At 69.4% G+C, this 18,130-nt stretch carries 20 protein-coding genes; 13 read left to right on the top strand and 7 right to left on the bottom strand.

All coding sequences use genetic code 11. The features are described from left to right. Positions 1-68 precede the first annotated feature (68 nt). The 3 genes from D892_RS0116975 to D892_RS0116965 are packed head-to-tail and all read right to left on the bottom strand — an operon-like array spanning position 69 to position 3,062. Positions 69-1,361, bottom strand: coding sequence for a M20 family metallopeptidase (locus D892_RS0116975; RefSeq protein ID WP_198036911.1), 1,293 nt, complete (start codon positions 1,359-1,361; stop codon positions 69-71). Positions 1,362-1,403: 42 nt separating this feature from the next. Further along, on the bottom strand, positions 1,404-2,117 hold the full coding sequence (locus D892_RS0116970) for an enoyl-CoA hydratase-related protein (RefSeq protein ID WP_024802389.1): 714 nt from the start codon (positions 2,115-2,117) through the stop codon (positions 1,404-1,406). Positions 2,118-2,147: 30 nt separating this feature from the next. Further along, entirely contained in the window at positions 2,148-3,062 is a 915-nt protein-coding gene (locus D892_RS0116965) for a ribonuclease Z (protein WP_024802388.1), read from the bottom strand. Positions 3,063-3,336: 274 nt separating this feature from the next. Between D892_RS0116965 and D892_RS0116960 the strand changes: the two genes are divergently transcribed. After that, a complete protein-coding gene (locus D892_RS0116960; protein ID WP_024802387.1) occupies positions 3,337-4,116 on the top strand; it encodes a purine-nucleoside phosphorylase in 780 nt (259 codons plus the stop codon). Positions 4,117-4,154: 38 nt separating this feature from the next. Then, positions 4,155-5,756: a phospho-sugar mutase gene (locus tag D892_RS0116955; RefSeq protein ID WP_024802386.1), complete on the top strand. Its 1,602-nt coding sequence runs from the start codon at positions 4,155-4,157 to the stop codon at positions 5,754-5,756. A 25-nt stretch (positions 5,757-5,781) separates the two neighbouring features. On the opposite strand, the gene upp is transcribed toward D892_RS0116955, so the two are convergent. Further along, positions 5,782-6,405, bottom strand: coding sequence for a uracil phosphoribosyltransferase (gene upp, locus D892_RS0116950; protein ID WP_024802385.1), 624 nt, complete (start codon positions 6,403-6,405; stop codon positions 5,782-5,784). 144 nt (positions 6,406-6,549) lie between these two features. Here upp and D892_RS0116945 point away from each other — a divergent pair, with 144 nt between their 5' ends. From D892_RS0116945 to D892_RS0116925, 5 genes are read left to right on the top strand one after another with little or no spacing between them, the layout of a single operon-like run. Continuing rightward, positions 6,550-6,870 (top strand): hypothetical protein, encoded by a 321-nt coding sequence (locus D892_RS0116945; RefSeq protein ID WP_024802384.1) that lies wholly within the window; start codon positions 6,550-6,552, stop codon positions 6,868-6,870. Further along, positions 6,867-8,012 (top strand): C40 family peptidase, encoded by a 1,146-nt coding sequence (locus D892_RS0116940; protein WP_369801755.1) that lies wholly within the window; start codon positions 6,867-6,869, stop codon positions 8,010-8,012. The genes D892_RS0116945 and D892_RS0116940 overlap by 4 nt, the downstream gene beginning before the upstream one ends. After that, positions 8,009-8,362, top strand: a complete 354-nt coding sequence (locus D892_RS0116935) for a hypothetical protein (protein WP_024802382.1) — start codon at positions 8,009-8,011, stop codon at positions 8,360-8,362. The genes D892_RS0116940 and D892_RS0116935 overlap by 4 nt, the downstream gene beginning before the upstream one ends. Before the next feature lie 16 nt (positions 8,363-8,378). Further along, positions 8,379-8,726, top strand: a complete 348-nt coding sequence (locus D892_RS0116930; protein WP_024802381.1) for a YbaB/EbfC family nucleoid-associated protein — start codon at positions 8,379-8,381, stop codon at positions 8,724-8,726. A 33-nt stretch (positions 8,727-8,759) separates the two neighbouring features. Next, positions 8,760-10,013: a hypothetical protein gene (locus D892_RS0116925; RefSeq protein WP_024802380.1), complete on the top strand. Its 1,254-nt coding sequence runs from the start codon at positions 8,760-8,762 to the stop codon at positions 10,011-10,013. Positions 10,014-10,049: 36 nt separating this feature from the next. Here the strand turns inward: D892_RS0116925 and D892_RS0116920 are convergent, their stop codons facing one another. Together D892_RS0116920 and D892_RS0116910 are read right to left on the bottom strand one after the other, a co-directional pair. Continuing rightward, a complete protein-coding gene (locus tag D892_RS0116920; protein ID WP_024802379.1) occupies positions 10,050-11,231 on the bottom strand; it encodes an adenosine deaminase in 1,182 nt (393 codons plus the stop codon). A 327-nt stretch (positions 11,232-11,558) separates the two neighbouring features. Then, the gene (locus D892_RS0116910) at positions 11,559-12,851 is read right to left on the bottom strand and encodes a thymidine phosphorylase (RefSeq protein WP_024802378.1); all 1,293 of its coding nucleotides are present in this window, start codon (positions 12,849-12,851) and stop codon (positions 11,559-11,561) included. 161 nt (positions 12,852-13,012) lie between these two features. Here D892_RS0116910 and D892_RS0116905 point away from each other — a divergent pair, with 161 nt between their 5' ends. Together D892_RS0116905 and D892_RS0116900 are read left to right on the top strand one after the other, a co-directional pair. Continuing rightward, complete coding sequence (locus D892_RS0116905) at positions 13,013-13,300, top strand: hypothetical protein (protein ID WP_156959543.1); 288 nt, start codon at positions 13,013-13,015, stop codon at positions 13,298-13,300. 43 nt (positions 13,301-13,343) lie between these two features. Next, positions 13,344-13,679, top strand: coding sequence for a hypothetical protein (locus tag D892_RS0116900; protein WP_024802376.1), 336 nt, complete (start codon positions 13,344-13,346; stop codon positions 13,677-13,679). Between the two features lie 164 nt (positions 13,680-13,843). Here the strand turns inward: D892_RS0116900 and D892_RS0116895 are convergent, their stop codons facing one another. Beyond that, positions 13,844-14,251, bottom strand: a complete 408-nt coding sequence (locus D892_RS0116895; RefSeq protein ID WP_024802375.1) for a cytidine deaminase — start codon at positions 14,249-14,251, stop codon at positions 13,844-13,846. Positions 14,252-14,561: 310 nt separating this feature from the next. Between D892_RS0116895 and sdhC the strand changes: the two genes are divergently transcribed. The 4 genes from sdhC to D892_RS0116875 are packed head-to-tail and all read left to right on the top strand — an operon-like array spanning position 14,562 to position 18,004. After that, positions 14,562-14,963: a succinate dehydrogenase, cytochrome b556 subunit gene (gene sdhC / locus D892_RS41325; RefSeq protein ID WP_051499087.1), complete on the top strand. Its 402-nt coding sequence runs from the start codon at positions 14,562-14,564 to the stop codon at positions 14,961-14,963. 2 nt (positions 14,964-14,965) lie between these two features. Then, a complete protein-coding gene (locus D892_RS0116885) occupies positions 14,966-15,397 on the top strand; it encodes a succinate dehydrogenase hydrophobic membrane anchor subunit (protein WP_024802373.1) in 432 nt (143 codons plus the stop codon). A 16-nt stretch (positions 15,398-15,413) separates the two neighbouring features. Further along, positions 15,414-17,231 (top strand): succinate dehydrogenase flavoprotein subunit, encoded by a 1,818-nt coding sequence (gene sdhA, locus D892_RS0116880; protein WP_024802372.1) that lies wholly within the window; start codon positions 15,414-15,416, stop codon positions 17,229-17,231. Then, positions 17,231-18,004 (top strand): succinate dehydrogenase iron-sulfur subunit, encoded by a 774-nt coding sequence (locus tag D892_RS0116875; RefSeq protein ID WP_024802371.1) that lies wholly within the window; start codon positions 17,231-17,233, stop codon positions 18,002-18,004. Before sdhA ends, D892_RS0116875 begins: the two co-directional genes overlap by 1 nt. Positions 18,005-18,130: the final 126 nt, after the last annotated feature.

The following is an 18,130-nucleotide window of genomic DNA, read 5'->3' as shown; positions in this document are numbered from 1 at the left end:
CACCTCGCCGGCGCCCGGTGCCGCAGTGCACACTGCGCGCCGCGTCCAGGTTTCGCTCTCGAGCTCGATCACCGAATGTCCTCCTGTCGCCGACTGCTGCGCTCCAACAGCCTGTTCCTGTGCGATTGATCGCCCGCGACCCCGATCGCGGTGCGCGCCAGCGCCGTCGCCCCGTCCGTTATCGCGACGTCGGCCGACGGCGTGACGCACGCCGCCGCGAATTCCGGCTGATGCGTGACGGCGCCGCCGGCATCGATCCCGATAACCGGATGGATGCCCGGGATGACATGGGTGAGGTTTCCCATGTCGGTGCTGCCCAGTGGCCGCGCCGCCTCGAGATCCGGTGCGAGCGGCACGCGGCCCATGCCGACGATCTGCTCGCGATAGGCACACAGTAGTGCGGGATCGGGAGTCAGCTCGGCATACGTGGGCGCCAGCGTCCGGACCTCGTGGGTACATCCGGTCGCCAGTGCCCCCGCCTCGAAGCAGGCCGATGCACGTCGCACCAGATCGTCGAGGGATGCGGAGTCGACTGCCCGTAGGTAATACAGCAGTTCCGCATGTCCGGGCACTATGTTGGGGGCAGCGCCACCCGTCTTGACTATACCGTGAAGTTGTTGTCCAGGGTTCAGGTGCTGTCGCAGCAATCCGAGGGCAACCTGCGCGACCGTCACCGCATCGCCCGCGTTGCGGCCCTGTTCGGGCGCCGCGCTGGCATGTGCCTCGCGCCCGTGGAACACGATCGACAGATCGGCGAGGGCCAGCGAGCGCGCGCCGACGATGTCGTACGGACCGGGATGCACCATCATCGCCATCGCCGCGCCGTCGAATACGCCGCGCTCCAGCATCAGTACCTTGCCGCCGCCGCTCTCCTCGGCCGGCGTCCCGAACACCCGCACCGTGATGCCGCACGCATCGGCCACCTCGGCCAGGCCCAGTCCCGCACCGACCGCCGCCGCGGCGATGATGTTGTGCCCGCAGGCGTGACCGATCTCGGGTAACGCGTCGTACTCCGCGCAGATCCCCACCATCAGCTCGCCGCTGCCGTAGGTGGCCGTGAACGCGGTGTCCAGACCGGCCACCGGGCATTCGATCTCGAAGCCGCGCCGCCGTAGCGGCGCAAGGGTTTTCGCGACGCTGCGGACCTCCTCGAAGGCCAGTTCGGGCTCGGCGTGGATATCGTGCGACAGCGCGATCAGCTCGTCGGCCGCGGCGGCGACGGCGGTGTCGGCGGCCGTCACCAGCGCGGGATCCGGGGGAGCCGGGGTGTCGCCGGGCGCCGCGGCCGGACCGCTATATTCCGATCCGACCGTTCGGTTCGAGTCGCGGCCGGGTGTCGGTGAGGCGACGCTGCGTGGCATGGCACACAGTCTCGCACTGTGTCCGCTGTCCCGCCGCCCGGGTTATCCGGCGGCGAATGCCAGATTCTCCGGCGTGGTCGGGGTGGCCAGACCGGCCAGCGCGCGGGCGTGCAGGGCGCGCTTGATCACCGGCAGGTTCGGCTTGCGGTTGCCGGCCAGCGCGGCGGCCCGGGTGACCGCGGCGGCCGTCACCTTGTCCCCGTCGGCCTTCTCGTCGACGATACCGGCGGCGATCGCGTCGTCGGCGCCGTAACGGCGGCCGGTGGTCATGGCCTCGAGCGCGACCTGGTTGGTGAGCCGCTCGGTGACGAGCGCGTTCATCGCGACCGTGAACGGCATGCCCAGATGGACCTCGGGCAGGCACCAGTAGCCACGGTCGGCGCGCATCACCCGGAAGTCGTGCGAGGTGGACAGCATCGCGCCGGCGCCGAAGGCGTGCCCGTTCACCGCGGCCACGGTGGCCATCGGGAAGGTCAGCAAACGGCTGAACATCGAATGCACGCGATCCAGATACCAGTGCATCCGGTCGTAGTTGCCGAACAGCCAGTCGGTGTCCAGTCCGTTGCTGTAGAACTTGCCGGTGGACACGGTGACCAGCGCCGCCGGCTCGCCGGACGCCCCGGCGGCCTCGACCTGATCCAGCAGACCGTGGAACTCCTCGATCCAGTCGGGGTGGAAGCGGTTCTCACTGTCGGTCCGGCCCTCGTTGCCGAGGTAGAGGACGAAGACGTCCCCATCGCGCTGCAAGTACGGCATACGCTCAGCTTAACCGCGGTAGGACACAAGTTACCGACGGGTAGGGACCGGTACCCGCATGAGGTCCTCGGCCACCACCAGGTCACCGTGGAAGTACTTGCTCGCCTCGGCGCGATGGCCGTCCAGATCGGGGTAGCGCTGGGAGAAATGCGTGAGGACCAGCGTGCGCACCCCGGCCGCCTCGGCGACCCGCGCGGCCTCGGCGGCGGTCAGGTGACCGAAGTCGTGTGCCAGCACGGCGTCGGCGTCCAGGAACGTGGACTCGATCACGAGCATGTCGGCATCCTGCGCCAATTCCTCGACGCCCGAACACATCCGGGTGTCCATCACGAACGCGAACCGCTGGCCGCGCCGCACCGTCGACACCTCGTCGAGGGTGAGCACGCGCCCGCCGGGCAGACGCAGCTCGCCCGCGCGTTGCAACCGCCCGATGTCGGGGCCCGAAATTCCGTGGGCAGCAAGTTTTTCCGGCAGCATGCGCCGGCCGTCGGGTTCGGCCAGGCGGTACCCGAACGTCGCCACCCGATGCGACAGCGCCACCGCCTCCAGCCGAAAAGGCGCGTCCGGCAACGGCACCGGGCCGTCGTCGGGGATCGGATGCGACCGCAGGCCCGGATCCCGGTACCGCGGCACGACCTGGCTCAGCCGCTCGAAGTAGTCGCTGTCGGCCGCCGGAAAGCAGACGTCGACCGGATGGGCGACCCGGTCCAGGTTCAGCCTGGCCAGCACGCCCGGCAGGCCCAGGCAGTGATCGCCGTGGAAATGCGTGATGCCGATGCACGTGATGCTCGCCGCCGAGACACCCGCGTACAGCATCTGCCGCTGGGTGCCCTCCCCCGGATCGAACAGCAGCCCCGCTCCGTCCCACCGCAGGAAGTAGCCGTTGTGGTTGCGCTGGCGGGTAGGCACCTGGCTGGCCGTCCCCAGCACGACGAGTTCACGCACGGCCTCATCCTGCCCTGCCGCACCGTCCGGCGTCGCCGAACCTCACCGGGACTACGCGCGCAAGTCACCGGGACTACACCCTGCCCGCCACCGGGGCTGTACCGTCCCGTCGCCGGGCCTACGCAGTGCCCGTCACCAGGGCTACGCAGTACCCATCACCCGACTACGCGGTACCCGACACGGTGCCCGTCATGACAACTACACAGCGCCCGCGGCCGGGACTACACCGTGCCCGCGACCGGCCGCCGCGACCGGCCCCACTATCGTGGCCCGCATGCTTGCCGAACAGGCCGCCGAGGCGATTGCCGAACGGACCGGAGTCGCTCGCCACCGGGTCGCCGTCGTGCTGGGATCGGGCTGGCAGGAGGCGGCCGCGGAGATCGGGAACCCGTCGGCCTCCGTGCCGATGGAGGAACTCCCCGGCTTCGGCGCGCCCACCGCCCGGGGGCACGGCAGCACCGTGCATTCGGTGCCCGTGAACGGCTCGCCGGTACTGCTGCTGATGGGCCGCCAGCATCTGTACGAGGGCTACCAGCCGGACCAGGTGGTGCACGGCGTGCACGCGGCCGTCGCGGCCGGCACCGAGACGGTGGTGCTGACGAACGCCGCCGGCGGCATCCGGCCCGGCCTGCGCGTCGGCGAGCCGGTGCTGATCGGCGACCACATCAATCTCACCGGTCGCAGCCCGCTGTCCGGCGCCACGTTCGTCGACCTGGTCGATGCCTGGGATCCGGAACTGCGGGCGCTGGCCCGCGACATCGATCCGAGCCTGACCGAGGGCGTGTACGCCGGCCTCACCGGACCGCAGTACGAAACCCCCGCGGAGATCCGGATGCTCGGCACGATGGGCGCCGATCTGGTCGGTATGTCGACGGTGCTGGAGGCCATCGCCTGCCGCGCCGCCGGTGTCCGGGTGCTCGGTATCTCCCTGGTCACCAACCTGGCCGCCGGGGTCACGGGCGAACATCTGTCGCACGCCGAGGTGCTGGCCGAGGGGAACGCCGCGGCACCGCGGTTGGGCAAGTTGCTGCGGGGTGTCCTGGAGCGACTGTAGAACGCACCGATCCGACGACGCCGGAAGGGAAGCCGCTGATGCTCCGATTCGGGACGGCGGGCCTGCGGGGGCCGCTGCGGGACGGACCCGACGGTATGAACGTGGAGACGGTCGCGCGCGCGACGGCCGGACTGGCCGGCTGGCTGCGGGACCGGTGCCTGGGCGGCGGGCTGGTAGTGGTCGGCCGCGACGCCCGGCACGGCTCTGCCGAATTCGCCACGGTCACGGCCGAGGTCCTCGCGGCCGCCGGATTCTCGGTGCTGTCGCTGCCCCGCCCGCTCCCCACGCCCGTCCTCGCGTTCGCGGTGCGTGAGGTGGGAGCCGTTGCGGGCGTACAGATCACGGCCTCGCACAATCCCGCCGGAGACAACGGGTACAAGGTGTACCTGGAGGGCGGCCGCCAGCTGGTCCCGCCGTCGGACGCCGAGATCGAACGCTGCATCGAGGCGGTGCGCGAGCCGATTCCGCGCGCCGATCCGGGGCCGACCGCACCCGGTCCCACGGCGCTGACGCTGTCGGTCGGTGCCACGGTCACCGATATGGGCGAGGAGATCGTCCGGCGCTACCTGGCCCGCGTCGCCTCGCTGCCGCATGTGCTCGGCGGTCCGGACACCGGCGCGGGACTCCCCGTCTCGACCGCCCGCACCGCCGACCGGGGCACCGCCCGGCGCGGCGACCTGCGCATCGCATTGACCCCGATGCACGGCGTCGGCGGCGAGCCCGCCGTGACGGCGCTGCACGCGGCGGGATTCACCGATGTGCACGTGGTGGTCGAGCAGTTCGCGCCCGACCCGGACTTCCCGACCGTGCCGTTCCCGAATCCGGAGGAGCCGGGCGCCGCCGATCTGCTGCTGGAACTGGCCGAGCGGGTCGGCGCGGATATCGCCGTCGCGCTGGATCCGGATGCCGACCGGTGCGCGATCGGCGTGCCCGGTCCGGACGGGTGGCGGATGCTGCGCGGCGACCACACCGGCGTCCTGCTCGCCGATTACGTGCTGCGGACCGCGCCACCGGACGCCCTGGTCGCCACGACGGTCGTGTCCTCGCGGCTGCTGCGCGAGCTGGCCCCGGCGCGCGGCGCCCGGTACGCCGAGACGCTCACCGGCTTCAAATGGCTGGCGCGAGCGGGCGAGGGCCTGGTCTACGCGTACGAGGAGGCCATCGGGCACTGCGTGGATCCGGCGTCCGTACGCGACAAGGACGGTGTCTCGGCGGCGGTGGCGGCCGCCGACCTGATGGCGCGGCTGCGCGCCGCCGGGCAGCATCCGCTCGACATCCTGGACGACTACGCGCTGCGCTTCGGCCTGCACGCCGGCGATCAGGTCTCGGTGCGCCTGGCCGGCCAGGACGCGGCCGCCGACGTCGTGGCGCGCCTGCGCGACACCCCGCCCGAGATGATCGCGGGCACCCCGGTCACCTGCACCGATCTGGCGCAGGCCCGGGGCGGGCTGCGCACCGACGCGCTGATCTTCGAGGGCGAGTCGCAGCGGATCGTGATCCGGCCCTCCGGTACCGAACCCAAGCTCAAGTGCTATCTCGAAGTCGTGCAGCCGGTTTCGTCGGCGGCCGCGCTCGCCGACGCGAAACGGGCCGCCGCACAGCGGCTGTCGGAGCTGCGCGAATACTGCGAGAAGCTCTGACGGTCCGCGCCGCTACGGCCGGCGCTCAGCGGGGTCCGAACTGCCGGTCGCCCGCGTCGCCGAGGCCGGGCACGATGAACGCGTTCTCGTTGAGCCCGCGGTCGACGGCCGCGGTCACCAGCCGCACCGGCTGCCCGGAACCCTCCAGCGCGGCAATGCCTTCGGGCGCGGCGACCACGCAGACGGCGGTGATGTCGGTGGCATTGCGGGCGGCCAGCAGTTCCAGGGTGTGGCACATCGAGCCGCCGGTCGCCAGCATGGGATCCAGTACGAACACCGGATGTTCGGACAGATCCTCGGGCAGCGACTCCATGTACGGCACCGGGCGGTGGGTCCGCTCGTCCCGGGCGACCCCGACGAAACCCACCCGCGATTCGGGAATCAGCGCGCTGGCGGCGTCCACCATGCCCAGCCCGGCCCGCAGCACCGGAACCAGCAGCGGCGGCCGGGCCAGCCGCACGCCCTCCGTCGGCTCGACCGGGGTGGCGACCGCGAATCCGGTCAGCGGGGCCTCGCGCAGCGCCTCGTAGATCAGGAACCCGGTCAGGTCGCGCAGCGCGGCGCGGAAGCCCGGATTTCCCGTGCGCTCGTCGCGCATGGTCGTCAACAGGGCGGCGGTGAGCGGATGGTCCACGATGTGCGTGCGCATGAGGGAACGATAAGGTCTGTGCGGGCCGGGATTCGGTCCTGCGGCGGATTTCTCGTTCCTGGGGTGGAACTGTTCCCGTGGTACCTGCGTCGAAGTAGTCGGATGACGTAATCTGCCAGCAGACCAGCACGATGGGGGATGTTGATGCACAAGATCTCGGTCGACACCGAGGGCGTCGCCGCCTACGGCGCGACGGCCGGTGGCCTGTCCGGTGAGATGGCCATGGCGGCGGCCCGCGCGGCCGGCGCCGATCCGCTGCTGTTGGGTCCGATCTTCGGGCTGATCGGAGGCGATTTCGTCGCCGCGTACGCGGCCGCGCACGCCGGGCACGTGGCGGGTATCGGGGAACTATCGGCGGTGCTGGGCAGCATGGGCGCCGCGGCGGCGGGCACGGCCGCCGCCCACGCCGAGACCGATCTCGGCAACGCCGCGGCCGTCCGCGCCACCGAGGGAGATCTGCCGTGACGGGTGTGATCAACCTCGATGCCCTGGCCCAGCCGATCATCGAGTTGCTGTCGGCCTTCGGCAGCGGCGTGATGCCCACCGACGGCCCGGCCGATGCGCTCCGTCAGACGTCCACCACCCTGGACGGAATTCACCGGGCCGGCAGCGCCGGCATCAACCAGCTGACCGACGCCTACGAGGGCCGCGGCGGCGACGCCGCGATGGACAAGGCCCTCAAGGTACAGACGTCGTCGGCCACCATCTCCACCCGCGGCCTGGATATGGCCGATGTGGTCTCGCAGGCGGCAGCCTCGGTCCACACCGGGCAGAAGGAGCTGGACGACATCCTGCAGTCGTTCGCGCGCTCGGTGACGGCGCTGGGCCCGGCCGTCACCACCCCGCCCGGGCTGGCGGCCGTGGTCGGCTCCGCCATCGACCATCTCAACCAGGCCGTCAGCGTCGTGACCCGCACCCGCTCCGAACTCGACACGCACACCTCCTCGATGGGCGAGCTGACCCCGCCGCCGTCCACGCCTCCGCCGGCGAGCACGCCGGTCGCCCCGGCGGCCGCCGCCGCGCCGATCGCCGGCGGTCTGCAACAGGCCGCCCCGATGCTGAGCACCGTGGCCTCCACCGGCGGGTCGATGATGGACACGCTGGTCAGCCCCGCCTCCATGTCCACGCCCTCGCGCCCGAACAGCAGCGGCAACGGCAACGGCACGCCGAACAACAAGTACGCCGGCGGCGACAAGCCCGGCAGGCACGGCGGCGTGATGATCACCCTGCCCGACGGCAGCCAGGTCGAGGCCCCCAACGAGAAGGCGGCCACCGCGGTGAAGTCGGCGCTGAGCGCGCAGGGAACCCCCTATGTATGGGGCGGCAACTCCCCCGGCTCGGGGTTGGACTGCAGCGGGCTCACCAAGTGGGCCTACGGCGAGGCCGGCGTCGATATCCCGCGCCTGGCCGCCGATCAGAGTTCCGGCGCCACCCCGGTGAGTCCCGGCGATCTGATGCCCGGCGATCTAGCCGTCTGGGACGGCCACGTCGCGATGGTCATCGGCAACGGACAGCTAGTCGAGGCCGGTGATCCCGTACAGACCGGTCCGATTCGAACGGAGAACAGCGGAATGTCGTTCCACGGTTTCTACAGGCCCACCTCATGACCTCGCAGCAACCACAGCAGCAGATCCCCAACGTCACCGTGGCCGCCAGCACCAACCGCGGCGGCACCATCAGCGTGCGGGCCACCGACCAGGGCATGCCGGTCGAGATCAAATTCGAGCGCAGTGAATACCGCTACGGCGCAAAGGCGTTGGCCGCGGAGATCCTGCGGCTGACCAAGCGGTCGGCGATCGTCGCCAAGGCCCGCCGGCGCGAACTGCTGGCCGAGTCCGGCATGCCGACGGAGGTGCTGGACAAGCTCGGGCTGCCCACCCGTGCGCAAGCGGTCGACGAACTGGACCGCATGGACGACGCCGACACCGGCCCCACGACCTGGATGCGGCCGGTATGAGCGCGGAGGAGACAGCATGAGCGCGGAGATGGACGCCCTGGTCGCGCGGGCGACCGACAAGCTCGAGGCGCTGGAGGCCGCGCTCTACGGGCTCCAGCAGGTGCGCGGCCGCTATACCGCCGACGACGGCTCGGTGACGGTCGAGGTCGACTCGAACGGCGCACTGGTGGCCCTCGAACTCGCCGAGCCGGTCACTTCCCGGCCGCCGGCCGAGGTCGGCCAGCTGATCATCTGGGCGTGCCAGCAGGCCGCCCAGGACGCGGGCTCCCAGCGCTCCGAGGTGGTCGGCAAGTTGAACTCCGCGTTCGTGCCGCCGGAGCCGGAAACCCCTGCGTCGGGAACTGTTGGGGGGCGGGCCGAATAGTGCCGCGCGCGTCGGCTAGATAGGCTTCCGTTCATGGCTTCTGGAGACATCGTCCCGATCGAGCTCGGCCTGACCGACGGCGACCTCGTCACACTGTGGGCACCGCGCTGGCGGGACGGTGACGACGAGTGGGAGGCGTTCCTGGGGCACGAGGACGTTCTCTACGGCTTCGAGTCCGTCGCCGAGCTCGCCGCGTTCATCCGCACCAACCACGACAACGATCTGGTGGACCATCCGTCGTGGGACGTGGTGGCCGGTTTGTCGGCCGCCGAGCTGGAACCGGAGGAGCAGTACGTCTTCGACCTGGTCGGCGTGCCCGAGCTGGCGGCGGGCGATCCGGACCCGGAGATCCTGCAGGAACTGGAGGAGACCCTCGACATGGTCCGCACCCTCGGCGAGGTGTGCGAACTCGAGGTGGTGACGAAGTTCTTCGGCTCGCATCCGGTGCTCGGCGCGCTGCCCGCCGGGGTGAGCGCGTTCGTCGGCCGCGAGGGCGAGGAGCTGTGGGACCAGATCGGCTCGGCCATCGCCAAGGACTGGGACGCGGTGGTCGACGCCATCGATTCGACGGTGCGGACACCGGACGTCGACGCCGAGGCGGTGTCGGTGGCCGAGGCGGAACTGCTCGCGGCCGAGGAGAACGTCGTCGATGCCGAGGACGCTGCGGACACCGACGACGACAACGACTTCGAGCCGGTCGACCTGAGCAAGACCGACGAGGACGACGAAGACGAGGACGAGACCCTCTGGCACGAGGTCGGCATCGACCCGGTCAAGATCGTCACTTCGGGAGACACCTTCTTCACGCTGCGCTGCTACCTCGACGACGATCCGGTGTTCCTCGGCACCGACGGCACCATCACGGTGTTCACCTCGGAGCGGGCCCTGGCGCGCTACCTCGCCGACGCCCACGAGCACGATCTGGCCCGTGTGAGCACGTACGCCGACGTGCAGACCGCGGCCACCGACGGCTCGCTCGAGATCGAGGTGGAGGACGAGAACGTCTACGTGCTGCCCGGCCTGGCCGACGATCTGGCCGAGGGGCCCAAGTCGGTCGATGTCGATCAGCTCGACCTGGCGGTCGAATTGTTCACCGACGCAGCCGATTACGCCGGCGACGAGTCGGTCGAGCAGGCGCTGGCCAAGTCGGTCCCGCTGGGCTGGTACGTGTCGTACCTGTTGGAGCCCGACCCGACCCGGATGGCCCCGAGCCCGCCGTTCGCGGCCGAGGCCGAGGCGTGGCGGGCCCTGGAGCAGGCGTTCGAGACCCGGCTGCAGAAGGGCTGAGCCGGGCGCACGGCTCAGCCGAGCACCCGGCGTGGCTCAGCCGAGCAACACCGCGTAGCCGGGCTTGATGACCTCGTCGATGATGCGCAACCGCTCCGGGAACGGGATGAAGGCCGACTTCATCGCGTTGATGGTGAAGCGTTCCAGATCGCTCCAGCCGTAGCCGAAGGTGTCCACCAGCTTGCCCATCTCGCGGCTCATATCGGTGTCGCTCATCAGCCGGTTGTCGGTGTTCACCGTGACCCGGAAACGCAGCCGGGCCAGCAGGTCGAACGGATGCTTGTCCAGCGACGGCACCGCTCCGGTCTGCACATTCGACGACGGGCACAGCTCCAAGGGAATCCGCTTGTCCCGCACGTAGTTCGCGACCAGGCCGAGGCGTGGTTCGGCGCCGGTAGCGGTGTCGGAGTTCCGGTGCCAGCGGGACCCTCGGTGGTGACGCAAGCTGCCGCCTTCGGGCCCCGACGCCGGCACCGGGGTGTCGGAATCGAAGATGTCGTCGGTGATGCGCACGCCGTGGCCGAGCCGGTCGCAGCCGCAGAACGCCACCGCCTCGTGGATGGACGGCAGGCCGAACGCCTCGCCGGCGTGGATGGTGACGTGGGCGCAGTTGGCGTGCATGTACTCGAAGGCGTCCAGGTGCCGGCTGGGCGGATAGCCGGCCTCGGCGCCCGCGATGTCGAAACCGCCGACCCCGCGGTCCCGGAAGCGCACCGCCAGTTCCGCGATCTCGAGCGACCGGGCGGCGTGCCGCATGGCGGTCAGCAGGCAGGTCATACGGATCGGCGTGCCGGCCTCGGCGGCGAGATCGGCGCCCTCCCGGAATCCGGCGAGCGTGTGCTCGACCACCTCGTCCAGGGTCAGGCCGCGCTCGAGATGCTGTTCGGGCGCGAACCGCACCTCGGCGTACACCACGCCGTCCGCCGCCAGGTCCAGGGCGCACTCGCGGGCCACCCGGCGCAGGCCCTCCGGGGTCTGCATCACCGCGACGGTGTGGGTGAAGGTCTCCAGGTAGCGCTCCAGCGACCCGCTGTCGGCCGCGTCGCGGAACCATCGGCCCAGGGATTCGGCATCGGATGCCGGTAGTTGGTCGTAGCCGCACTGGGTAGCCAGTTCGAGTACGGTTGCCGGCCGCAGCCCACCGTCGAGATGATCGTGCAGTACTGCCTTGGGGGCTTGGCGGATCGAGGCAAGAGTCAAAGGCATCGGTCCAGTCATGCACCGACGCTATCCCCATCCACCCCGTTCCGCAGCCGACTCTCGGCATGTCCATCCGCTCGCTGGCATGTCGTAGCCGCGATGTCGCCCGCGTGTCGCTCGATCGTCTCCCGCGTTCCGTCAGCTCGGCGATCTGCTCGACGTGGTGTCGCTGGACTGCATACGGCGCGAAGAGAAGTCATCGGCCGCGCTCGTCGTCTACGCGGGGACCGGTTCAGCGTTCGTGCACGACGGTGCGGTACCGATCGAGCAGTATCGGAAGTCCGTCCAGCTCGACTGGCAACGGCGGCTTCCCCCGCGCCCCGGATATTTCGGAGAACATCCCGGTCAAGGGGCGATGCGGTCCAGAACGACCGGTGTGGGTTCGACCAGGTCCGGACCGATGGCGTAGCCGTCGCGCAGGTCGTCGAGGGCAGCGGAGAGGACGTCCGGGGTGTCGGTGTGGAGGGTCAGCAGAGGTTGGCCCGCGGTAACGGAATCTCCTGGCCGCGCGTGTATCTCGACGCCAGCACCGTACTGGACCGGGTCACCCTGGCGGGTGCGGCCGGCGCCGAGGCGCCATGCGGCCCGGCCGACGGCCAGGGCGTCGAGGCGGGCGAGGATGCCGGAGCGTTCGGCGGTGACCGTTTCGGTGTGCGCCGCGCGCGGCAGCGGCGCGTAGGGATCGCCACCCTGGGCCGTGATCATGGCTCGCCACTGGTCCATCGCCCGGCCGTCGGCGAGCACCTCGGCGGGATCGATATCGTGAATCCCCGCCTGCGCCAGCATCTCCCGGGCCAGAGCCACGGTGAGCCCGACGACGTCGGCCGGACCGCCGCCCGACAGCACCTCGACGGCCTCGGCCACCTCCAGGGCGTTGCCCGCGGTGCGGCCGAGCGGGGTGTCCATCGCGGTCAGCAGCGCCACCGTGCGCACGCCCGCATCGCTGCCCAATTCGACCATGGCCGTGGCCAATTCACGCGCCGCGGCGAGATCCTTCATGAAGGCCCCGGCGCCCACCTTGACGTCGAGCACCAGCGCGGCGGTTCCTTCCGCGATCTTCTTGCTCATGATCGAACTGGCAATCAGCGGAACGGATTCCACGGTGCCGGTCACATCGCGCAGCGCGTAGAGCCGCTTGTCGGCCGGGGCGAGATCGGCGCCCGCCGCGCACACCACCGCGCCGATCTTCGGATCCGCCAGGATCTCCCGCATCCGCGGCACCGAGATATCGGCCCGCCAGCCGGGTATCGACTCCAGCTTGTCCAATGTGCCACCGGTGTGCCCCAATCCGCGGCCCGACAGTTGCGGGACGGCCGCCCCGCAGGCGGCGACCAAGGGTGCGAGCGGCAGCGTGATCTTGTCCCCCACCCCGCCGGTGGAATGCTTGTCGACGGTCGGCCGCGGCAGATCGGTGAACTCCAGCCGCCGGCCGGACTCGATCATCGCCCGCGTCCACCGCGCGATCTCCCGCCGCGTCATCCCGCGCAGCAGGATCGCCATCGCCAGCGCCGACATCTGCTCGTCGGCCACCGCGCCGCGGGTGAAAGCATCCACCACCCAGTCGATCTGATCGTCGCGGAGCTCTCCCCCGTCCCGCTTGGCCGCGATCACCGACACCGCCGACTGCGCATTCGCCATGCCCGACAGCCTCGCAGACAACCGGCCGAACCGCCCGACGCGCCGCCCGTGTCCCGCGCACGGGGTGCGCGAACCGGGGCGGGGTGCGCGAACCCGGATCGCACGCCGACACGCGGTAACTGTCGGTGCGCCGGGGTAGCGTCGCCGCCATCATCGGATCGATGGCAGGGGGAACAATGAGCTATGCCGAGCTGGACCGTCGAGTGGCCAGGTTGGAGAGGATCGTCACCGATATCGAGGACGGCTACGGTAACTCGATTCTCGAGCTACGGAGAGACGTCACAGGGGTACAGCTCGCCAACAGCCGACTCTTCGACGGCATGAACATTCTCGGCTCCGGCGTCGGCCAGATCATGGCGCACCTGGGCCTCGCCCCGATCGGGTCGCCGGTGGCGACACCACCCACGGACGCGGAGATCGACGCGGCGTTCGAGGAGAAGACCACGTGACGACGGCAGACTCATGCGTCGTTCGAAGAAGAATTGTGGGCGCATGACCTACTCGAATCTGGAGCGCCGCGTCACCGAGGTCGAGGCCTGGCTCGCGGATATCGATTACAGCTATCGGGAGTCGATGCACGCGCTCACCCGGGCCTGCGTGCGCGACCGGCTCGAGACCGGGCGGCTGATCGAGCACGCGAACCGGATGGGCCGGGGCCTCGAGTCGATCATGGGGAGGCTCGGCATCACCGGGGGCGAGATCGGCGAGATCGCCCCGGCGAGCGCCGAAGAGGTCGAGGCGGCGCTGGAGGCCGAGGCGATGCACCCTCTCGGGCGGGGGTGCGTCATCCCCCGGCGCCCCTCGAAACAGACGCCACCCGACACATGACGCCGGTTCGGCGCCGCCGAGGATGCGTAAAAACGAGGTGTGTAAAACATTGCCCCCGTGAAGGATTCACAAGAATCTCGGCCCGGGTCGCCGGGCCGTTTCAGCCCGCGAAACCGGCCCGCCGGCGTCGAAAAGTTGCCAAAACCTCGCCAGGGTGCCGAAATTCACATCTCCCGCCGCCCGGCGGCCACATCATCCGGCCCGAAGGCATCGGGCAGCAAACTCCCCAGCGATACCGGCCCACCCCGATGGTCCACCAGCATCTCCGCCCCTCCGTGCTCGTAGAGCACTTGCCGGCACCGCCCGCACGGCATCAGAATCGCGCCCCGGGAATCGCAGACGGAAACCGCCAGCAAACGCCCGCCACCGCTCGCGCAAAAGTTACCCACGAGTACACATTCGGCACAGAGGCCGAGGCCATATGAGAGATTCTCCACATTGCACCCGCTCACAATGCGATCATCGACGGTGCGAGCAGCGGCTCCGACCGGAAACCGGGAGTACGGTGCATACGCATTCTGCATAACTTGAAATGCCTTGCGACGCAATGCATCCCACTCAATTTCGGGCATATCGGACCTCCACTCGGATGCGTCGCATACGACCGTAGGAATGGCATGACGGGCCGGTCAATTCATCAGGCAAGGCAAACCTAACTCACCGAATTACGGGCCAACGCGCGCCACGCCGAATTAGTTCCGCGAATCGCCGGGGATTAGAGTTCGAGACAGATCGGTTCAGGTTCCCGGCGGCGGGCCGGCCACCGCCACCGGGGCGTTGCCCCCGGGCACGAGCTGGTGTTTTCCAGATCCAACGGCTCGGTCAGCCCGCGTGCCGAAACCGCGACCGGATCCATCAACGACGTTGGAGGCACCGCACTCTATGACCGCCACACTGGAAGCTCCGGCACAGCCGAAGCGGAAGACGCTGTACCGCGGCGACCCGGGCATGTGGTCCTGGGCGCTGCACCGGATCACCGGCGTCACGATCTTCTTCTTCCTGTTCGTGCACGTGCTCGACACCGCGCTCGTGCGGGTCAGCCCGGACACCTACGACCAGGCGATCGAGACGTACAAGAACCCGCTCGTGGCCCTGATGGAAATGGGTCTGGTCGTGTGCGTGCTGTTCCACGCGCTCAACGGCATCCGCGTGATCCTGGTCGACTTCTGGTCGAAGGGCCCGCGCTTCCAGCGCCAGATGCTCTGGATCGTGCTCGCGATCTGGATCCTGGTCGCCGGCGCCGGCATCGGCCGCCAGTTCTTCTACCTGCTGACGGAGCACTGATCATGACCGCACCCGTTCTCGGTAAGTCCCACGACATCCCGGCCAGCCTCGCCGCGCCCAACGCGCCGCGCCGCCTCGCGGGCAACAACTTCGAGAAGTACGCCTGGCTGTTCATGCGCTTCTCCGGCCTGCTGCTGGTCGTGCTGGTGCTCGGCCACATGTTCATCATGCTGATGCTCGACGGCGGCGTGCACCGGCTGAACTTCGCCTTCGTCGCCGGCCGCTGGGCGAGCCCGTTCTGGCAGCTCTGGGACCTGACCATGCTGTGGCTGGCGCAGCTGCACGGCGGCAACGGCCTGCGCACCGTCATCGACGACTACGCCCGCAAGGACTCCACCCGCTTCTGGCTCAAGACCCTGCTGGTGGTCTCGATGATTCTGATCATGGGCGTAGGCACCTACGTGATCTTCACCTTCGACCCCAACATCAGTTAGGAACAGGCCACCACTCATGAGTGAGCAGACCGAACAGAGCATCGGGACAGGTGAGACTCGTTCCGTCCAGGAGCACCGGTACGACGTCGTGATCGTCGGCGCCGGCGGTGCGGGGATGCGCGCGGCGATCGAATCCGGACCCCGGACCCGCACGGCCGTGCTGACCAAGCTGTACCCGACGCGCAGCCACACCGGCGCCGCGCAGGGCGGCATGTGCGCCGCGCTGGCGAATGTCGAAGAGGACAACTGGGAGTGGCACACCTTCGACACCGTCAAGGGTGGCGACTACCTGGTCGACCAGGACGCCGCGGAGATCATGGCCAAGGAGGCCATCGACGCCGTGCTCGACCTGGAGAAGATGGGCCTGCCGTTCAACCGGACGCCGGAAGGCAAGATCGACCAGCGCCGTTTCGGCGGGCACACCCGTGACCACGGCAAGTCCCCGGTCCGGCGCGCGTGTTACGCCGCCGACCGCACCGGCCACATGATCCTGCAGACGCTGTACCAGAACTGCGTCAAGCACGGCGTGGAGTTCTTCAACGAGTTCTACGTGCTGGACCTGCTGATCACCGAGACCGAGCGCGGTCCGGTCGCCACCGGCGTGGTCGCCTACGAGCTGGCCACCGGCAACCTGCACGTGTTCCACGCCAAGGCGATCATCTTCGCCACCGGCGGTTCCGGTCGCATGTACAAGACCACCTCCAACGCCCACACGCTGACCGGCGACGGCATGGCGATCGTGTTCCGCAAGGGACTTCCGTTGGAGGACATGGAGTTCCACCAGTTCCACCCGACCGGCCTGGCGGGGCTCGGCATTCTGATCTCCGAGGCGGTCCGCGGCGAGGGCGGCATCCTGCGCAACTCCGACGGCGAGCGGTTCATGGAGCGCTACGCCCCCACCATCAAGGACCTGGCGCCGCGCGACATCGTGGCCCGCTCGATGGTCAAGGAGGTCCTGGAGGGCCGCGGCGGCGGCCCGAACAAGGACTACGTCTTCATCGACGTCACCCACCTCGGCGAGGACGTGCTCGAGGAGAAGCTGCCCGACATCACCGAGTTCTCCCGCACCTACCTGGGCGTCGACCCGGTGAAGGAGCCGGTGCCGGTCATGCCGACCTGCCACTACGTGATGGGCGGCATCCCGACCCGCATCCATGGCGAGGTGCTGCGCGACAACTCCGATGTCGTCCCGGGCCTGTACGCGGCCGGCGAATGCGCCTGCGTGTCGGTGCACGGATCGAACCGCCTCGGCACCAACTCGCTGCTGGACATCAACGTCTTCGGGCGCCGCTCCGGCATCGCGGCGGCCGAGTACGCCCAGCGGGCCGAGTTCGTCGAGATGCCGGAGAACCCGGCCGACTACGTGCAGGGCTGGCTGGCCCAGCTGCTGTCGGAGCACGGCAACGAGCGCGTCGCCGACATCCGCACCGAATTGCAGAACACGATGGACGCCAACGCCGCGGTGTTCCGCACCGAGGAGACCCTCAAGCAGGCGCTCACCGATATCCACGCGCTCAAGGAGCGCTACGAGCACATCACCGTGCAGGACAAGGGCCGGCGCTACAACAGCGATCTGCTCGAGGCCGTCGAACTGGGCTTCCTGCTGGAGCTGGCCGAGGTCACCGTGGTCGGCGCGCTGAATCGCAAGGAGTCGCGCGGCGGCCACGCCCGCGAGGACTACCCGGACCGCGACGACACCAACTTCATGCGCCACACCATGGCGTACAAGCAAGTCGAGCAGGGTAAGCAGCACGCCGAGCTGATCGCCGACATCCGGCTCGACTTCAAGCCGGTGGTGCAGACCCGTTACGAGCCGATGGAGCGTAAGTACTGATGACTGCTGTAGCCGAAGCTCCGACGACGCAGAAGCCCGCCCCCGTTCCGGACGGGTCGACCATCATCACGGTCAAGATCGCCCGGTTCAACCCGGAGGACGGCAAGGGCGCCCACTGGGATTCGTTCCGGGTGCCGGTGCTGCCGACCGACCGGTTCCTGAACGTGCTGATCTACATCAAGTCCTACCTGGACGGCACGCTCACCTTCCGGCGCTCGTGCGCGCACGGCGTCTGCGGGTCCGACGCCATGCGCATCAACGGCGTGAACCGGCTGGCGTGCAAGGTGCTGATGCGCGACATGCTGCCCAAGAACGGCAAGGACCTGACCATCAGCGTCGAGCCGATCCGTGGCCTGCCCGTGGAGAAGGACCTCGTGGTCGACATGGAGCCGTTCTTCGACGCGTTCCGCGCGGTCAAGCCGTACCTGATCACGCACGGCAACGAGCCCACCCGCGAACGCATCCAGAGCCAGGCCGACCGCGCCCGGTTCGACGACACCACCAAGTGCATCCTGTGCGCCTGCTGCACCACCTCGTGCCCGGTGTACTGGCACGACGGCAGCTACTTCGGCCCGGCCGCGATCGTGAACGCGCACCGCTTCATCTTCGACAGCCGCGACGAGGGTGCCCGCGAACGCCTCGACATCCTCAACGACGTCGAGGGCGTCTGGCGCTGCCGCACCACCTTCAACTGCACCGACGCCTGCCCCCGCGGCATCGAGGTCACCAAGGCCATCCAGGAGGTCAAGCGGGCCCTGCTGTTCGCCCGCTGAACCCGGCCGCTCACAGACCGAAACCGAAGGCCGCCTTCATCATTCGTGGTGAAGGCGGCCTTCGTCGTGGTGGCCGAACACCGGGGAAGCCGCGCCACCTCGGGTCCCTGTTCGCTCGAAGCCTTC

It is taken from the genome of Nocardia sp. BMG51109 (genome assembly GCF_000526215.1).
In the GTDB taxonomy this organism is placed as follows: domain Bacteria; phylum Actinomycetota; class Actinomycetes; order Mycobacteriales; family Mycobacteriaceae; genus Nocardia.
Note: the sequence above shows the minus strand (reverse complement) of the source record. Positions and strands in the feature narration are given on the sequence as shown.